Below are 16,035 nucleotides of genomic sequence, written 5' to 3'. Positions count from 1 at the left end.
CCCCTCCCCCGGGCCCCACCAGCGCCAGCGCGCAGCGGAAGGACGCGGTGCGCTGGGCGTCGGGCACCCCGGTCAGCTCGGTCAGCAGCTTCTCGTAGCGGGCCCGGTCGTCCCCCGGGGCATACCGCGCGGACTGCACGCCGGGCCGTCCGCCCAGCGCGTCCACGCACAGGCCGGAGTCATCCGCCAGGGTGAGCAGCCCGGTGGCGTCCGCGTAGGCGCGGGCCTTCATCACCGCGTTCTCCTCGAACGTGGCGCCGTCCTCCACGGGCTCGGGGACAGGCGGCAGGTCCGCCAGGGACACCACCTCCACCGCGTCTCCGACGAGGCCACGCAGCTCGCGCAGCTTGCCCTGGTTGGTCGTCGCGAACAGCAGCCGGGGCTTCACCGTCATCCCAGCACCTGCGCCTGCGCGGCCGTCAGCTTCTGGATGGCGGCCAGCCCGCCATCCACCATGGCGTCCAGGGCCTTGCGGTCGAAGAGCTGGTGCTCCGCCGTGCCCTGCAGCTCCACCATGCGGCCGTCCGCGGTGGCCACCAGGTTCAGGTCCACATCCGCGGTGGAGTCCTCGTCGTAGTCCAGGTCCACCCGGACCTCGCCCTTGACGATGCCCACGGACACGGCCGCCAACGGCGTGAGCTTGGGCAGCTTGGAGATGGTTCCGGCCTTCTGCAGCGAGCGCAGCGCCAGCACCAGCGCCACGTAGGCCCCGGTGATGGAAGCGGTGCGGGTGCCACCGTCCGCCTGGAGCACGTCACAGTCCAGCGTCAGGGTGCGAGGCCCCAGGGTGGACAGGTCCACCGCGGCGCGCAGGGAGCGGCCGATGAGCCGCTGGATTTCCATGGTGCGGCCCGTCTGCTTGCCCTTGGCGGACTCACGCTGGTTCCGCGAGTGCGTGGCGCGCGGCAGCATGCCGTACTCCGCCGTCACCCAGCCGGAGCCCTTGCCCATCAGGTGCGGCGGAACGCGCTCCTCCGTGGAGCAGGTGACGAGCACCTTGGTGTGGCCGAACTCCACCTGCACCGAGCCCTCCGCGTAGCGGGAGACACCGGGGGTGAGGACGACGGGGCGAAGGTCTAGCGCACCACGTTGAAAGGAACGCACAGCAGGCTCCTGGGAAATGAGGACGAGCGTCCCCTTCTCTACCAGAGCCACGCCGCGCGGGTGTCGATTGCCTTGGCGCCGTTGCACTCAGGGCGACACGGGGCCAGCCACCTCGGTCCCCCGGGCGGCGTCCCGGCGGCGCGTCTCCTTGAGGAAGGCCAGCACGCCCTCGGTAATCGCCTCGGCCAGCTTCTCCTGGTACTCCGGCCGGCCCAGCCGGGGCCCCTCCACGGGATGGGAGATGTAGCCCACCTCCACGAGGACGGCCGGGCACTCCACGCCGGAGAGGACGAAGAAGGGCGCCTGCTGCACGCCCCGGTTCACCGCGCGGGTGCCGCGCACGAGGCGCGGGTGGATGGCGTAGGCCAGGCGCGAGGAATCCGCGTGCGCCTCCGTGCGCGCCAGGTCCTGGAGGATGAAGGCCAGCGTGGAGTCCGTCCGCGTGGCGCGCGACATGGGCGCCTCCGCGTTCTCCCGATCCGCCACGGCGAGCGCGGCGTCACCCGAGGCGCTGGCGGACAGAAAGTACGTCTCCACGCCCTCGGTGCGCGCGCGCATCCGCTTCGTGGGCATGGAGTTGGCGTGGATGGAGATGAAGAGGTCGGGCGCGTGGTCATTGCTCCACGCCACGCGCTCCGTCAACGACACCAGCGTGTCGTGCTCGCGCGTCAGGAACACGTCGCCCCCCGCGGCCTCGAGCTTGTCCCGGAGGCGGAGCGAAATCTGGAGCGCGACGTCCTTCTCCCGCAGCTTGCCGGGGCCCTTGGCGCCTTCCTTCGCACCACCGTGTCCCGGGTCGATGATGATGCGCGCGGGACGCTCCGCCGCCCCGGCGATGACGGGGACCAGCCAGAGCAGGGCCAGGAGGCCGAGGAGGGGGCGGCGCGGCGACGGCATGCTGGGGCCGCATGCTAGCGGAGCCCGGCCGCCAGAGCGAAATCCGGGCCTCAGCCCACCACGTCGATGCCCGGCTTCCCCGCCTGGACTTCACCAATCAGCGCCGCGTCCACGCCGGCCGCCTCCAGCGCCTTGAGCGCCTTGAGCGCCTGACGTGCGGGGACGCTGGCCAGGAGGCCGCCGTTGGTCTGCGCATCCGCGAGCACCCACTGGATGCACTCGGGCAGTCCTTCGGGGAAGCGGACCTTCTTGTGGACGTGGGCGAGGTTCGACTTCGTACCGCCGGGCACCACGCCGTCCTCCGCCAGCGCGGGGACCTCGGCGATGAGCGGGATGCGCTCCAGGTCCAGCGTGGCGCGCGCCTTCGCCGCGGTCATCATCTCCAGCAAGTGCCCCAACAAGCCGTAGCCCGTCACGTCCGTGAGGGCGTTCACCTTGAACTTCCCGGAGGCGAACACCTCGCCGGCGGCCCGGTTGAGCGTCGTCATCACCCCCAGGGCCCGCTTCGCCAACTGCTTGGACGCCACGCCCCGCTTGATGGCGGTGGTCGCGATGCCCGAGCCCAGGGGCTTGGTGAGAAAGAGCACGTCCCCCGGCTTCGCGCCCGCGTTGGTGAGCACCTTCTTCGGGTGCACCACGCCGGTGACGGCCATGCCGAACTTCGGCTCGGGGTCACGGATGCTGTGGCCGCCCAGGATGGGGATGCCGGCCTCGTCCGCCTTGGACTGGCCGCCCGCCAGGATTTTCGACAGCACCTTCAGCGGGAGCTCATCCGGGAAGCACACCAGGTTGAGCGCGAAGAGGGGCCGCGCGCCCATGGCGTAGATGTCCGACAGCGCGTTCGCCGCGGCAATGGCCCCGAACTGGAACGGGTCGTCCACCACCGGGGGAAAGAAGTCCACCGTCTCCACCACGGCCATGCCGGGCGCCAGCCGGTACACGGCCGCGTCGTCATTCGTGGAGAACCCCACCAGCGCCTGGGGGCCCTTCGTGGACTTCAGCCCCCCCAGCACCTGCGCCAGGTCCGAGGCCCGCAGCTTCGCCGCGCAGCCCGCGCAGTGGCTCAGCTCGGTGAGGCGCTTCACCTTGTCCGTCTTCTTCTCCGCCATGCCCGCTCCCCACGCCTCGCCGTCCCGGCACGGGCCCCGGAAAGGGCCCGGCCCGTTCACCGCTCAGGCCGCTCGGATGTAGTCCCGCTTGAGCAGTTGCACCACGGCCTCGGCGGTGACGACGTCGTCCGCGTCCGCGTGGTCCATCACCGCGTTCAGGGTGCCGTAGTTGTGCACCAGTTGCAGCACGTCCAGCAGCTCTGGCGCCAGCTCCTTGAGCGGCGGCGTCAGCGGCGAGGCCAGCGCCAGCGCAGTATCCGCCGTCGGGAGGCTCGGCTGCAGGCGCTTGATTTCGTCCAACTGGCGGAGCGCGTCCATGAGGAGCGCCTCGGTGGACGAGTCCAGCTCCACCATGAACTCCTGGTTCTCCGCCGGGCGCAGCTCGAAGTCGCCCTCTTCCCAGGTGATGATGCGGTTGAAGCTCTTCTGCGGCCCCAGGTTGTGGTTCTCGCCGATGACGGCGTAGTACACGCGGCCCTGGCGCAGGTAGATGCGCCCTTCCTGGTCGCTGCGCTGCACCACCAGCACGCCGTTCTTCTTGGACGTGTGGAACAGCTGGAGCAGGTCCGGGAGGGGAATCTCCTCGATCTTCCCCGTCATGGAGCTGGCCTTGTTGGTGGTCCGCGCGGCCTGGGCCGCGGCGGCCTCCTCCAGCTTCAGCCGGGCGGTGCCCTCGTCCACGCTGGCGCCTTCGGCGCCCTGGTGCACGAGCTTGAGGATGGAGGTGCCGATGAGGATGCGGTCCCCTTCCTTCAGGCGGGACTGCTTCACCTTCTCACCGTTGACGAAGGTGCCGTTGGTGGAGCCCAGGTCCTCGATGGTGATGCTCCCATCGGAGAAGCTGATGCGCGCGTGCTTGCGGGAGACCATGTCCTCCACGAGCACCATGTCCAGCTCACTGGAGCGGCCGATGACGATCTGCTTGTCCGCCTTCAGCGGGAATTCGCCGCCCTGGTACTTCCCTGAGATGAACTTGAGGGCGTAGGTCTTTTGGGTGTCCATGGTCGTCAGCCAGCCTGCTCCGCCTTGCCGGGGTCCTTCACCAGATTGAGGTACATCTGCGCGCTCTTGTTACCGGGGCTGCGCACCAGCACGTCCTCCCAGACCTGCACCGCCTCCGCCCGCCGCCCGGCCGAGTACAGCGCGACTCCATACTGGATGTGTCCCGGGATGAAAGCCGGGTTCTGGGCGATGACCTGCTCGTATTCGATGAGGGCCGCCGCGTTGTCCCCCGCGTCGCGCAGGGCGTTGCCCAGCTTGAGGCGGATGTCCACGAACTGAGGGCACAGCGCGAGTGCGCGCCGGTACTCCTCAATGGCCTTGGCCCACACGCCGCTGGAGGCGAAGACGTCGCCAATCTCGCCGTACATGTTGGCGATCTTCTTCTCCACGTAGGGGTCCAGCTCGTCCGGGCCGGATTTCTGCTGGGAGAGGGCGGCCTGGTAGACCTCCTTCGCCTCGGCGTACTTCCCCATGTCGTTGTAGATGACGGCCAGATTGAGCGCCGCCTCGGTATAGGCGGGGTTGAGCTTCAGCGCTGATTCGAACGCGCGCTGCGCCCGGGCGAACTGCCCCTGGTCGTGGTAGATGATGCCGAGCATGTTGAACACGTCCGCGAACGTCGGATTCTGCTCGACGATCTTCGCGAGGTATTGCTCGGCCTGCGCGTACTGCTTCTTCTCGAAGTAGCCGCGCCCGAGGGTCAGTAGCTGCTTGAGGGGCTCGTCCATGAATCGGCCCGCCAGGGCCCTGCCTCCGAGACGTCCAGCCTACATGAGGCTGGGAGAAAACAAGAATTCATCACCGCTGAGCGACAACGAGAGTTGCCGCTGGCCCCGGGTATCCACCGGCCGCGCCGGCAGCGCCCCCTGAAGGCGCCAATGCTCCGTCACCACCGCATCGTCCCGCTCCAGCCGGACGTACCACGCTTCCGCCTGGTAACCCCGCGCCCGAACCTGGCGCAATTGCTCCCACTCCGGCCCGCCCACTCCGGGCGTGCCCGGTCCCGCCAGCCGCCCCAGGGACTCCGCGTCCGCCGCCTGCAGCGCCCTGCGGCGGGACTCCAGGGCCCACACCACCGCCTGGAGCCGGGGCGCCGCCGTCGTCTCCGGCACCCAGGACCCGTTTCGCACCACGAAGGGTACCCGCTCCACGCCCGCCGTGCCCACCCGGGTGTCGCCCAGGGCGCCCTCGAAGTCGAGCGTGGCCTGCGCCTCCGCCCGCTGACCTCCGGGCGCCACGTTGACGGTGATGCGGGCGAAGCGGTGCTGCCGGGACGTCAGGGGCCCCGGCGCGCCGGGGACGGGCAGCGACAGGCCGCTGGACTCCGTCGCCTTGAGCGCGGTGATGATTTCCAGCTCGGGGCCGGCCGCGGCGCCCAGGAAGCGTGGAACGAACAAGGCCAGGGTGGCGCCCAGCGCCAGGATGACGATGACGCCGCCACCGAAGCGGCTCCAGTCCTGGGTCGTTCTCACGAGCCCAGCATACGCTGGGCGCGCTCCGCGGCGGGCGTGCCCGGCAGCCGACGCAGCACCTGGCGCAGCGTGTCCTGCGCCTTCTCCGTGTCATTCAGCTTCACGTACGCGTCGTGCAGGTCGAAGAGGGCCTCCTCCTCGTACTCCGTGCCCGGGTAGCGGCGCAGCAGCCCTTCCAGGCGCTGGGCCACGGCCTTCCAGCGCTCACGCTTCTGATAGAACTGGGCCGCGTACAGTTCGTGCGAGGCGAGCCGGCGCCGAGCGTCCTCCCGCTGCGTCTTCGCCTCCGCCACGTACTGAGACTGGGGGTACTGGCGCAGGAACTCCTCCATGGCCACCAACGCGGAGCGGATTTCGCCCTGGTCCTTCTCGCGGGACGGCGGCAGGGCGAAGAACTCGGAGGGGTAGGCCCGCACGTGGGTCATCGCGGAGCGGAAGGCGGCGTAGTCCACCTTGGCGTGCGTGGGGTGGAGCTTGATGAAGGACTGGTACTGCTCCTTGGCCTCGGGGAAGGCTTCGCGCTCGAAGTCCACGTCGGCCAGCTTCAGCTCGGCCTCGCGGGCGGCCTCCTGGTACGGGAACTTCGTTCGGACGTACTCGAAGTATTTCTGGGCGCGGAAGAAGTCCTTGTTCTCCAGGGCCTCGGAGCCGAGCCGCAGGTTTTCATCTGCGACGGCGGCATAGTCAGGCTCACCGGCCTGGCCCTGCGTGAGGGACGCACACCCGGTACCGAACAGCAGGAAGGCGGACAGAAAGGCGACGGCGGAACGCATCCCCACCACGCTATTCCTCCGGCCCCGAGGGGTCCAGCGAAGCTTCTCCGAGCAACTGGTAGATGACGTCCTCCGAGAAGCCCCGGCTGTCCAGGAGCCGGCCTGCGCGGGCCCGCTCCCTGGCCCCCAGCGGGCGGCCGAGCAGTCCCCGCTTCTCCAGCACTGCCCGCGCCGTGGCCAGCGCGTCGAAGGACACCGCGTCGCTCGCCTCGGAGATGGCCTGCTGGGCCGTCCCCTCCTCCAGCCCGTGCGCCCGCAGCCGGTGGGCCACCGCCTCCGGCCCCAGCCGGCCTCGGCCCAGGAGCAGGGTGGCGCGCTCACGCGCGAAGCGTTCGTCGTCCAGGTAGCCCCAAGCCTTCACGCGGGCGAGCGCGGCCTCGCACACCGCTTCGGTGAAGCCCTTCCGGGCCAGGGCCTGCTCCAGCTCGCGGCGACTGCGCCCGCGCATGGACAGGAGCTTCAGGCACGCGTCCGTGGCACGGCGAACAGCGTCGGGCCCTTCGTCCTCCGGATGCATGGCGGGATACCTAGCATGTGGTAACAGGCCCGGCCATGCACCCCGTACTCGCCCGCTTCCTCGCCGCCGATGCCGCTCGGGAGACGCTCCTCAAGCAGCAGTCGGGCGGAGACCTCTCTGTGGAAGAGCAGGCCTTCACCGACGCCGCCTCCGCGAACCCGAAGCACAAGTCCGTGCTGCTGGGCGTGGGCGGCCGCACCCTGTCCACCGATGCCCAGGCTTCGCTGGTGCTGCTGGCGGCCCACGCCGCGGTCCGCGCGCTGGACCAGGACGCCACCCTGGCGGAGCCCACGAAGAAGGCCCGCGAGGCCCTGGCCGAGGAAGGCGCCAGTCCGGAGGAGACGGACGCGTTCCTGGCCTCCATCCTCCTGGAGGAGGCCTTCGGCTACGAGCAGGACGTGGACGCGTTCGACAGCGAATACGTGAAGGAGGCGCTGGGCGAAGTGCCCGCGCTGGCCTCGCTCACCAAGGAGGCGGTGGACGCGCTCTTCCTCACGTTCGTGAAGGCCGCCGCCAACGACGCGGAGCGGAAGGTGCGTGAGGGCATGGCCCGCGCCCTCTTCGACATCGCGTGGTCGGAAGGGCCCGCGCCCATCAACCCCGAGCACATGGAGGCCGTGCTCGACGCGGAGGTGGTGGACCGGCCCGAGGAGGAGCAGGAGGCCAAGGTGCAGGCGACCGCGCAGCTGCTCCAGGCGCTGTCCAAGGAGGGCCTCATCGGCCCCATCCGCTTGTCCCGCCTGCGGGCCTTGCTGGGTGAGGACGACGCGTAGCAGCCCGGCACGGGCGCCCTGCCCTTTCCGGGTGGGCGCCGCGAACCGCTAGAAGCGCTCGATCTGGAAGTCGTCGTCCCCACCTGCCGCTGCGGGGGCCGGAGCGGGCGCTGGCGGGCGCGCGGCGGGAGACGCCATGGGACGCCCCACCGGCGCGCCGGCCGGAGCCCCCGGACGCATGGCCTGCGGCGGCCCCCCCGGGCGCATCTGCTGGGCTGCTGGAGCCGCCGGTCGCATGGGCTGCGCCATGGGCGCCGGAGCAGGCGCGGCCTGCGGCGCCGCGACAGCCGTGGGCGCCCCCTTCTGCGCGAAGGCGGACGAGCCAGGAATGGGCCGCGACTCGCCGGGCTTCGAATCGAAGTTGTCCCACTTGGAGTCGGACGTGCCGCTGATGCCGGAGAAGCGCAGCGCGAAGTCGTCCGGGTTGGTGGCCTGCCGATGGGCCTCCTCGTAGGTGACGAGCCCCTGCCGCACCAGGCTCATCAGCGACTGGTCGAAGGTCTGCATCCCGTACGTGTCCGTGCCCTGGGCAATGGCGTCGTGGATCTCCTTCGTGCGGTCCTTGTCTTCAATCATCTCGCGGACACGCGCCGTGACGCGCAGCACTTCCACGGCGGCCACGCGACCCTTGCCGTCCGCGCGCGGCACCAGACGCTGGGACACCACGGCCTTGAGCACACTGGCCAACTGGAGGCGCACCTGCTTCTGCTGGTGCGGCGGGAAGGCGGAGACGATGCGGTTGATGGTCTCCGTCGCGTCCAGCGTGTGCAGCGTGGACATCACCAGGTGGCCCGTCTCCGCGGCGTGAAGCGCCGTTTCGATGGTTTCGTGGTCACGCATTTCGCCCACGAGGATGACGTCCGGGTCCTGCCGCAGCGCGCTCTTGAGCGCCTGCGCGAAGGTCATCGTGTCCACACCCACCTCGCGCTGGTTCACGATGGAGCGCTTGTCGCGAATGAGGAACTCGATGGGGTCCTCAATCGTCATGATGTGGCTGGTCTCGTTGGCGTTGATGTAGTCGATCATCGCCGCCAGCGTGGTGGACTTGCCGGAGCCCGTGGTGCCCGTCACCAGGACCAGGCCGCGCTCCTCACCGCAAATCTTGGCGAGAATCTGGGGCAGCAACAGGTCCTGGATGGTCATCACCTTGAAGGGGATGACACGCAGCACGGCGCCCACGGTGCCACGCTGCTGGAAGACGTTCACGCGGAAGCGCCCGAGCCCCGGCACGCCGTAGGCCAGGTCCACCTCGTTGCTCCCCTTGAACTTCTCCTTCTGGAACTCGTTCATGATGCCGAAGGCCATGCGCGCCACCTCCTCGGGAGGGAGGCGGCGGCCGTCCTTCAGCGGAACCAGCGAACCGTCCACGCGGAACATGGGCGGCAGGCCTGCCTTGAGATGAATGTCGGAGGCACCGCCACGCAGGGCGATCTGGAGGATCTCGTTGAGTTCCATGAGCGGCGCAAATCCTACCAGACGCTCGCGCGCGCATGCGATGGGGCGTGATGGACCCCGAAAACACATCGGCGGAGGCCCTCGGATGAGGACCCCCGCCGTGTGAGGACAACCCAGCTGCTGAGCGAGTGGCTTAGCGCTTGGAGAACTGGAACCGGCGACGCGCGCCCGGCTGGCCGTACTTCTTACGCTCGACCGCGCGAGCATCGCGGGTGAGGAAGCCGGCCTTCTTCAGCGCCGGACGGAACTCCGGGTTGAAGGAGCACAGCGCACGGGCGATGCCGTGACGGATGGCGCCGGCCTGGCCGGAGAGACCGCCACCCTTGACGTTGACCGTCACGTCAACCTTGCCCTTCTGCTCGAGGATCTCGAGGGGCTGGTTGAGGATCATCTTGGACGTCTCACGGCCGAAGTACTCGTTCAGCTCGCGGCCGTTGATGGTGACAAGGCCAGTGCCAGGACGAATCCAGACGCGGGCGGTGGCCTCCTTGCGGCGGCCGGTGGCGTAGAAACCGAGCTCTTGGTTGATGGGCATGGACGTTATCTCCCTTACGCCTCGACCTCGAACGCGGCCGGCTTCTGGGCCGCGTGCGGGTGCGTGTCACCTGCGTAGACCTTCAGCTTCGTCATCATCTGGCGGCCGAGCGCGTTGCGCGGAAGCATGCGCCGCACGGCGTTGATGATGATGTCCTCAGGGTGACGCTGGCGGAGCTTCTCCAGGTTGGTGATCTTCAGGGCGCCCGGGAAACCCGCGTTCGGGTGCCGGTAGTACATCTTGTCCTGCTCCTTCGTGCCCGTCACCTTCACCTTTTCGGCGTTGATGACGACCACGTGGTCGCCCGTGTCAATGGACGGCGTGTAGATGGCCTTGTGCTTGCCCTTCAGCAGGGTGGCAATCTGGCTCGCCGCGCGGCCCAGCACCTTGTCGGACACGTCAACGACGTGCCACTGGCGCTTGATGTCCCCAGCCTTCGCGCTGTAGGTCTTCTGCGACATTTCGTGCACTCCAGACTTCTCGCGGCCGCCGTGTGCATTCCAGGGACCGCTGCTCGTGCTTAATCAACCGCGGGTCGACCGTGAAAACTTCACGGAGGCCCGGAAAGGCCGACCGTCCTAGTGGGTGTGGCGGATCAAGTCAAGGTCACACCGCACCAGACGTCCGGATTCCCCGATCACCCCCGCCAGGACGCCCCCATCAGGAGGCGGACACCTACCTGGCTGCTCCCCCAGACGGCCCGGTGCCACCCGGAGGCGTTCCCGGAATCGCGGGTTTCTTGAAGCGCTCCTTCAAGTTGGCGAAGAAGTTCTTCTCCTCCGTGGTGGGAGGCCCCTGACGCGGCGCGTCCAGTTCCACCACCTCAATCACCTCCGGCGGCAGGTCCTCCAGGAAGCGCGAGGGCGTGCGGGGCACCTCCTTGCCGCGCTTCACGCGGGTGGCCGCGCGGGTGAGGTAGAGGACCTCCTTGGCGCGGGTGATGCCCACGTAGCAGAGGCGCCGCTCCTCCTCGAGGTTCTGCGCCTCGCCCTGCATGCCTCCGTGGGGCATCAGGTCCTCCTCCATACCGATGAAGAAGACGAGCCGGTATTCCAGGCCCTTGGAGGCGTGCACCGTCATCAAGGTGACGCGGCGGTTGGCGCCCGGCACCTCCTCTTCCTCCTGCCGGGTGTCCAGGCTCAGGCGGTTGAGGTACGTCGGCAGGCTCGCCTTGGGGCCCTCGCGCTTTTCGAAGTTCTCCAGCGAGTTGAGCACGCCGTCCACGCCCTTGAGCTTCTTGTCCGCGGCGGTGGCGCTGGTGGCGTGGGCGCGGGTGGCCTCGCGAAAGCCAATCTCCTCCAGCAGCTTGCGCGTCACGTTGGCCAACTGGCCGTGCTCGTACGCGGCGCGGTAGCGCTCCACCAGGTCCACGAAGTCCATCACCCGGGCCCCGGCCCCGGGCGGCAGGTCCTCGTAGTCGGTGGCCTTCTTCATCACCGTCCACAGCGTGACGCCCTCGCCCCGCGCGTGGACGTTCAGGCGCTCCATCGTCACGTCGCCAATGCCGCGCGAGGGCACGTTGACGATGCGAAGGAGCGAGATTTCGTCCAGCTTGTTCACGATGACCTTGAAGTACGCGATGACGTCCTTCACCTCGCGCCGGTCGAAGAACTCGCTGCCGCCCACCACCTCGTAGCCGATGTTCTTCTCCCGCAGCGTCTCCTCGATGGGGCGGGACTGGCCGTTGGTCCGGTAGAGCACGGCGATGTCGTCCGCGGAGATGCCCAGGGCCATGTGCTTCTGGATTTCGTGCGCGACGAAGCGGGCCTCCTCTTCGTCATTGGGACACGTCACCACCTTCACCTTCGTTCCCCCCGTGCGGTCGGTCCACATCTGCTTGGCCTTGCGCTCGGGGTTCTTGGCGATGACGGCGTTGGCCGCGTCCAGGACCGTCTGGACGGAGCGGTAGTTCTGCTCCAACCGGACCTCCTTCCCTCCCGGGAAGAGGCGGTCGAAGTCGAGGATGTTGCGCACCTCCGCGCCCCGCCACGAATAGATGCACTGGTCGTCGTCACCCACCGCGCACACGTTGCGGGAGCGGCCCGCCAGCAGCTTCAGCAGTTCCAACTGCGCGGTGTTGGTGTCCTGGAACTCGTCCACCAGCAGGTAGCGGAAGCGCTTGGTGTACTTCTCGTAGAGGTCCGGGTGCTCGCGCAGGAGGCGCGCGGGCAGCAGCAGCAGGTCGTCGAAGTCCACCGACCCCTGCGCCTTCAGCGACAGCTGATAGTCCGGGTACACCATGTGGGTGATGAGGTCGTAATCATCCCCAATCCCCTCCGGCTTGGGCTCCGGCGCCTTGCCGGAGTTCTTCGCCTTGGAGATGAGGTTGAGCACCTTGCGCGCGTCGAACGAGCGGTCGTCGATTTTGTGCTCGCGCATCGCGCGCCGGATGTTGGCCAGCTGGTCGCCCATGTCGGCGATGGCGAACTTCTTGGGCCACCCCAGCCGGTGGATGTCCTCGCGGAGCATCTCCGCGCCAAAGGCGTGGAAGGTGCACACCAGCACGCCCTGCGCCCGAGGTCCCGCCATGTGGACCAGGCGCTCCTTCATCTCCGTGGCGGCCTTGTTGGTGAAGGTCACCGCCAGGATGTTGCGGGCCATGATGAGGCCCGGCCGCTCGTTGAGCAGGTGGACGATGCGGTGGGTGATGACGCGAGTCTTGCCGCTGCCTGCGCCTGCCAGCACGAGGAGCGGTCCCTCCAGGGTCACCACGGCCTCGCGCTGCGGAGGATTGAGCTTCGAGAGGTCCATTGCGCGCGGGGCGGGGATACCCTTTGATTCGTTCGTGCGCGACTCTTTTTTCCCCAGGCGCTCTGGCGCTCTTCTCGCACTCGTCCTGGGCACGGGATGCATTGGCGAGTCCGGCTCGTCCCCGGAGGTGGCACCCGTGGTGTCGGCGGAGAGCGCGCCCTGCGTGTACTTCAAGCAACTGGCGCCCTTCCTTCCAGAACGGCTGGACGGCTTCACCGTGGCACACACCCAGGGCTCCACCGGGAAGTACGGCGAGGTGTCCGTCTCCGAGGCCGAGCGGCTCTACACCCGGGGTGAGGGACGCGAGGTGAAGGTGCGCATCGTGGACACCACCATGGGCGAGCGCATTGGCAAGGCCATCCAGGAGGCCGCCGACCGCTCCCGGGGCAAGGCGGCCAGTGACCCGTCCGCCCCCATCCACCTGGACGACGCCGTGGGCTTCGTGCGGTACGACGCGGAGGAGTCTGTGGCCGAAGCGAACCTCCTTGTGGGGGGGCGCTACGTGGTTGCCGTCACCAGCCGGGGATTTCCGGGTACGGTGGAGGTGCGCCGGGTGGCGCGCGGCATCGACCTTGCGGGACTGGCTCGCCTGAGGCCCGGTCCGAACTGATGAAGGAGTGTCCCAGGTGGTGAAGGACAAAGGAACGCGGCCCGATAAGGCGGACCTGGTCGCGCAGGAGAAGGCGGCGCGGGAGCTGGTGTCCTCTCTGGGCAAGCGGGAGTTCCTGGAGCAGTTCCAGAAGCTGGCCAAGAGCTTCGCGTCCGACCCGGGCAACCCCGGCTCCTACGCGTGCGAGGGCTGTCAGCGCTGCGCCAACTGCATGTTCTGCAAGGACTGCGACAGTTGCTTCTCGTGCACGCACTGCACCCGGTGCGAGCTGTGCAACAACTGCTCGCACTGCGTGGACTGCAAGAGCTGCAACGCCTGCGCGTACTGCGTCCAGAGCGAGAACTGCTCCACCAGCGCGTACCTGGTGCTGTGCCGCAACCTGCAGGACTGCAACTACTGCTTCGGCTGCGTGGGCCTGGCGAAGAAGGACTTCCACATCCTCAACGTCCCCTTCCCACGAACGGAGTACTTCAAAATCGTGGGCCGGCTGCGCAAGGAGCTGGGGATTCCATAGGCCCCAGCCCCCTCCCCTCGCTAGAGGGCGCGCACGTAGAGGGCCTTCAGGTACTCCGTCTCCGGCAGCCCGGCCAGCACCGGGTGGTCCAACCCCGCGCCCCGCCGCTCCAGAATCTGCACCGGCCGCTTCGCATCCGCGGCGGCCGCCAGCACCATCTCCTCGAAGGCGGCGCGGTCCAGCTTGCCGGAGCAGGAGCAGGTGACGAGCAACCCGTCCGGCTTGAGGCAGCGGAAGGCGCGCAGGTTCAGCTCGTGGTAGGCGCGCAGCGCGGTGGCCAGGCCCTCGCGGCGCTTGGCCAGTCCGGGCGGGTCCAACACCACGGTGTCGAAGCGGCGCCCGCTGGTGTCGAAGCGGCGCAGCACATCGAAGGCGTTGGCGTTCTCCACGGTGACGTTGGCGCGGCCGTTGGCCTCGGCGTTGGCCTTGGCGCGCGCGGCGGCCTTCTCGTCCTGCTCCACCGCCAGCACGGACGTGCAGGTGCGTGACAGCGAGAGCGCGAAGCCGCCGTGGTAGCTGAAGAGGTCCAGCGCGTCGCCGCGCGCCAGCTCCCCGGCCCGCAGGTGGTTGTCCACCTGGTCCAGGAAGGCGCCCGTCTTCATGTCGCCCTGGAGGTCGACCTCGAAGCGGTTCTCCCCCTCGTGGTAGGTGAAGCGCGCGGCGCCCTCACCGTGCAGCAGGCGCGCCTCGCGGGGCAGGCCTTCGAAGTCACGGCCGGAGGCGTCGTCCCGGCACATGACGTGGGTGGCGCCGGTGAGCTCCACCAGCATCTTCGCCAGCGTCTCCTTGCGCGCGTCCATGCCCTCGGAGAGCGTCTGGAGCGTGAGGCCCTTTCCGTAGCGGTCCACGAAGAGGCCCGGGAGCTGGTCCGCCTCGCCGTGCACCAGCCGCAGCCCGTCACGGCCGGACAGGTACGCCCGGCGCGCCAGGGCGGCCTCCAGGCGGCGGCGGAAGAAGGCGTCGTCCACCGGCTCCTCGGCGGGCCCCTTGCGCGTCAGCAGGCGCAGCGCCAGGGGCGAGCGGCGGGCATAGAGCGCCTGGCCAATGGGATTGCCCTGGGAGTCCACCACCAGCACCACGGCGCCGGCGCCCTTCACGTCGGGCGGGGCGGCGATTTCGGTGCGGTACACCCAGGGATTGAAGTGCCGCAGCGAGCGCGCCCCCTTGGGGGTGACGCGCGCGACGGGCAGGGCTGCATGGGGGGGCATCAGGCTCACTCCAGGCCGCGAGCGGCCAGTTCTTCGTCGTCCTCGCCGCGAAGGTGCCCGATTTCGTGCAGCAACGTCACGCGGATCTGCTCGCGAAGTTCCTCGGGCGTCCGGGCGGCGCGCGCCAGGTTGCGGCGGTAGAGCACCACGGAGCGGCACGGCACCTCGGAGCCGTCACAGGGCTCGGCCAGCGGCGGGCCCCGGTAGAGCCCCAGAATCGTGGGCGACAGCGGCGGCTGGTTGGCCAGCAGGTCCGCGTCCGCGGGCAGCTCCTCCGCAGTGACGGGCACGCCGTCCAAGTCCCCGCGCATGTCCTTGGGCAGCTCGGCGACGGCCCTCACCACCTCGGCGCGGAAGTCCTCCTCCGCGGGCAGCGGCGGCTCGGGAAAGTCGTCCGGCGCCAGCGTGCGCGCCTTGTCGAAGTGGCCCTGCGCCTGCTTCCACTTGCCCTCGCGCTCCAACAGGAGCCCCAGGTGATGATGGGCGTGCGCGGCCCGCTCCGGGTCGTCCACGAGACTGGTGAAGGCGGTGCGGGCCTCCCGGAAGCGGCACAGCTCGAAGAGGGCCAGGGCGCGCTCGTAGAGGGCCTCGCGGCTTCCGGGATTGCGCGCGAGGACGATGGCGGAGTGCGCCAGCGAGGACTCCGCCTGTCCCAAATCATTGAAGGCCATGGCGGCCACCAGCGCGAGGTGCGGAATCAGCTCCGGGGGCGTGTTGGGCTGGGACAGGCCGCGCTCGGCGTAGAGGGCGCCCAATTCGTCCCGCTCCCGGGTGGAGGACAGTTGCACGGCGTACAGGTGCGCCGAGCCCAGAAGGGCGGACGGGTCCCCCGGGTCGATGGCGAGCGCCCGCGCGTAGGCGAGCTGCGCCTCTGTCTCGCGGCCCAGGGCGGCCAGCGCCACGCCGCGTTCCGCGTGGGCGGCGGCCAGGTCCGGCTCCAGCGCGGCGGCCTGGGCGGCGCAGGACAGTGCATCCTCGAAGCGGCCTTCCTCGAAGTAGCGACGCGACGCATCCAACGGGGCCGCGCCGTCCGAGCGGCACACGGCCAGCGGCTGCATCCGGTGAGTGGCGTCCTCCGGGGGCGGTGCGGAACGCACGCTGGCGGTGGGCGCCCCGGCGCCAGGCGCGCTGAGGGCGGGCACGGCCGGACATGACGCGTCCGGCGCCTCAGAGGCCAGGGGGCCGCGCTTGCAGGCAGCAATGAGGAGACAGAAGGCGAGCAGACCGCGCCGCGACATGGGCCGCCAGGGTACGGCATCACCCCGTGGCCGGGAAGCCGAGACGTGCACGGCCGCTTGCTGGCGCGACTGGACAC

Annotated in this window: 18 protein-coding genes; 3 read left to right on the top strand and 15 right to left on the bottom strand. The window is 69.3% G+C overall.

Going from position 1 to position 16,035, the window contains the following annotated elements:
• From FMQ63_RS34865 to FMQ63_RS34825, 9 genes are all read right to left on the bottom strand, one after another.
• On the bottom strand, nt 1-394 hold a 394-nt coding region (locus FMQ63_RS34865), incomplete at its 3' end, for a non-canonical purine NTP pyrophosphatase (protein ID WP_141276947.1).
• The gene (gene rph, locus FMQ63_RS34860; protein WP_011552094.1) at nt 391-1,104 is read right to left on the bottom strand and encodes a ribonuclease PH; all 714 of its coding nucleotides are present in this window, start codon (nt 1,102-1,104) and stop codon (nt 391-393) included. The genes rph and FMQ63_RS34865, both read right to left, overlap by 4 nt.
• An 87-nt stretch (nt 1,105-1,191) precedes the next feature.
• Entirely contained in the window at nt 1,192-2,001 is an 810-nt protein-coding gene (locus FMQ63_RS34855; protein WP_011552093.1) for an N-acetylmuramoyl-L-alanine amidase, read from the bottom strand.
• 50 nt (nt 2,002-2,051) lie between these two features.
• Nucleotides 2,052-3,110 carry a selenide, water dikinase SelD gene (selD, locus tag FMQ63_RS34850; protein ID WP_011552092.1) on the bottom strand — a complete coding sequence of 353 codons (1,059 nt, stop codon included), beginning with the start codon at nt 3,108-3,110 and terminating at the stop codon, nt 2,052-2,054.
• Between the two features lie 63 nt (nt 3,111-3,173).
• Nucleotides 3,174-4,112 carry a DUF4388 domain-containing protein gene (locus FMQ63_RS34845; protein ID WP_011552091.1) on the bottom strand — a complete coding sequence of 313 codons (939 nt, stop codon included), beginning with the start codon at nt 4,110-4,112 and terminating at the stop codon, nt 3,174-3,176.
• A gap of 5 nt (nt 4,113-4,117) precedes the next feature.
• Entirely contained in the window at nt 4,118-4,840 is a 723-nt protein-coding gene (locus tag FMQ63_RS34840) for a lipopolysaccharide assembly protein LapB (RefSeq protein WP_011552090.1), read from the bottom strand.
• A 39-nt stretch (nt 4,841-4,879) separates the two neighbouring features.
• Nucleotides 4,880-5,584: a hypothetical protein gene (locus FMQ63_RS34835; protein WP_011552089.1), complete on the bottom strand. Its 705-nt coding sequence runs from the start codon at nt 5,582-5,584 to the stop codon at nt 4,880-4,882.
• Entirely contained in the window at nt 5,581-6,357 is a 777-nt protein-coding gene (locus tag FMQ63_RS34830) for an outer membrane protein assembly factor BamD (protein ID WP_026114185.1), read from the bottom strand. Before FMQ63_RS34830 ends, FMQ63_RS34835 begins: the two co-directional genes overlap by 4 nt.
• A gap of 10 nt (nt 6,358-6,367) precedes the next feature.
• On the bottom strand, nt 6,368-6,874 hold the full coding sequence (locus FMQ63_RS34825) for a regulatory protein RecX (protein WP_011552087.1): 507 nt from the start codon (nt 6,872-6,874) through the stop codon (nt 6,368-6,370).
• Nucleotides 6,875-6,909: 35 nt separating this feature from the next.
• Between FMQ63_RS34825 and FMQ63_RS34820 the strand changes: the two genes are divergently transcribed.
• Nucleotides 6,910-7,647, top strand: a complete 738-nt coding sequence (locus tag FMQ63_RS34820) for a hypothetical protein (RefSeq protein ID WP_026114186.1) — start codon at nt 6,910-6,912, stop codon at nt 7,645-7,647.
• Between the two features lie 48 nt (nt 7,648-7,695).
• Here FMQ63_RS34820 and FMQ63_RS34815 read toward each other — a convergent pair whose 3' ends face one another.
• The 4 genes from FMQ63_RS34815 to FMQ63_RS34800 all read right to left on the bottom strand — a co-directional run bounded on the left by FMQ63_RS34815 (nt 7,696) and on the right by FMQ63_RS34800 (nt 12,388).
• Nucleotides 7,696-9,102 carry a type IV pilus twitching motility protein PilT gene (locus FMQ63_RS34815; protein ID WP_026114187.1) on the bottom strand — a complete coding sequence of 469 codons (1,407 nt, stop codon included), beginning with the start codon at nt 9,100-9,102 and terminating at the stop codon, nt 7,696-7,698.
• Nucleotides 9,103-9,235: 133 nt separating this feature from the next.
• Complete coding sequence (rpsI, locus tag FMQ63_RS34810) at nt 9,236-9,637, bottom strand: 30S ribosomal protein S9 (RefSeq protein ID WP_011552084.1); 402 nt, start codon at nt 9,635-9,637, stop codon at nt 9,236-9,238.
• 14 nt (nt 9,638-9,651) lie between these two features.
• Entirely contained in the window at nt 9,652-10,098 is a 447-nt protein-coding gene (gene rplM / locus FMQ63_RS34805) for a 50S ribosomal protein L13 (protein ID WP_026114188.1), read from the bottom strand.
• A gap of 214 nt (nt 10,099-10,312) precedes the next feature.
• Nucleotides 10,313-12,388: an ATP-dependent helicase gene (locus FMQ63_RS34800; protein WP_011552082.1), complete on the bottom strand. Its 2,076-nt coding sequence runs from the start codon at nt 12,386-12,388 to the stop codon at nt 10,313-10,315.
• A gap of 127 nt (nt 12,389-12,515) precedes the next feature.
• Between FMQ63_RS34800 and FMQ63_RS34795 the strand changes: the two genes are divergently transcribed.
• Nucleotides 12,516-12,998, top strand: coding sequence for a hypothetical protein (locus tag FMQ63_RS34795; protein WP_011552081.1), 483 nt, complete (start codon nt 12,516-12,518; stop codon nt 12,996-12,998).
• Between the two features lie 19 nt (nt 12,999-13,017).
• Nucleotides 13,018-13,512, top strand: a complete 495-nt coding sequence (locus FMQ63_RS34790; protein ID WP_026114189.1) for a hypothetical protein — start codon at nt 13,018-13,020, stop codon at nt 13,510-13,512.
• 20 nt (nt 13,513-13,532) lie between these two features.
• Here FMQ63_RS34790 and FMQ63_RS34785 read toward each other — a convergent pair whose 3' ends face one another.
• Nucleotides 13,533-14,720, bottom strand: coding sequence for a class I SAM-dependent rRNA methyltransferase (locus FMQ63_RS34785; RefSeq protein ID WP_026114190.1), 1,188 nt, complete (start codon nt 14,718-14,720; stop codon nt 13,533-13,535).
• A 5-nt stretch (nt 14,721-14,725) separates the two neighbouring features.
• A partial coding sequence (locus FMQ63_RS34780) for a metallopeptidase family protein (protein ID WP_228556545.1) occupies nt 14,726-16,035 on the bottom strand: 1,310 nt, incomplete at its 5' end.

This window comes from Myxococcus sp. CA005, from assembly GCF_006518205.1.
GTDB lineage: Bacteria > Myxococcota > Myxococcia > Myxococcales > Myxococcaceae > Myxococcus > Myxococcus xanthus.
This window is presented reverse-complemented; position numbering and strand designations above follow the sequence as displayed.

Excerpts from the sequence above, each read along its gene's own strand:
- FMQ63_RS34855 (WP_011552093.1), bottom strand. The coding sequence starts at position 2,001 with ATGCCGTCGCCGCGCCGCCCCCTCCTCGGCCTCCTGGCCCTGCTCTGG.
- selD (WP_011552092.1), bottom strand. The coding sequence starts at position 3,110 with ATGGCGGAGAAGAAGACGGACAAGGTGAAGCGCCTCACCGAGCTGAGC.
- FMQ63_RS34845 (WP_011552091.1), bottom strand. The coding sequence starts at position 4,112 with ATGGACACCCAAAAGACCTACGCCCTCAAGTTCATCTCAGGGAAGTAC.
- FMQ63_RS34840 (WP_011552090.1), bottom strand. The coding sequence starts at position 4,840 with ATGGACGAGCCCCTCAAGCAGCTACTGACCCTCGGGCGCGGCTACTTC.
- FMQ63_RS34830 (WP_026114185.1), bottom strand. The coding sequence starts at position 6,357 with ATGCGTTCCGCCGTCGCCTTTCTGTCCGCCTTCCTGCTGTTCGGTACC.
- FMQ63_RS34825 (WP_011552087.1), bottom strand. The coding sequence starts at position 6,874 with ATGCATCCGGAGGACGAAGGGCCCGACGCTGTTCGCCGTGCCACGGAC.
- FMQ63_RS34820 (WP_026114186.1), top strand. The coding sequence starts at position 6,910 with ATGCACCCCGTACTCGCCCGCTTCCTCGCCGCCGATGCCGCTCGGGAG.
- FMQ63_RS34815 (WP_026114187.1), bottom strand. The coding sequence starts at position 9,102 with ATGGAACTCAACGAGATCCTCCAGATCGCCCTGCGTGGCGGTGCCTCC.
- rpsI (WP_011552084.1), bottom strand. The coding sequence starts at position 9,637 with ATGCCCATCAACCAAGAGCTCGGTTTCTACGCCACCGGCCGCCGCAAG.
- rplM (WP_026114188.1), bottom strand. The coding sequence starts at position 10,098 with ATGTCGCAGAAGACCTACAGCGCGAAGGCTGGGGACATCAAGCGCCAG.
- FMQ63_RS34800 (WP_011552082.1), bottom strand. The coding sequence starts at position 12,388 with ATGGACCTCTCGAAGCTCAATCCTCCGCAGCGCGAGGCCGTGGTGACC.
- FMQ63_RS34785 (WP_026114190.1), bottom strand. The coding sequence starts at position 14,720 with ATGCCCCCCCATGCAGCCCTGCCCGTCGCGCGCGTCACCCCCAAGGGG.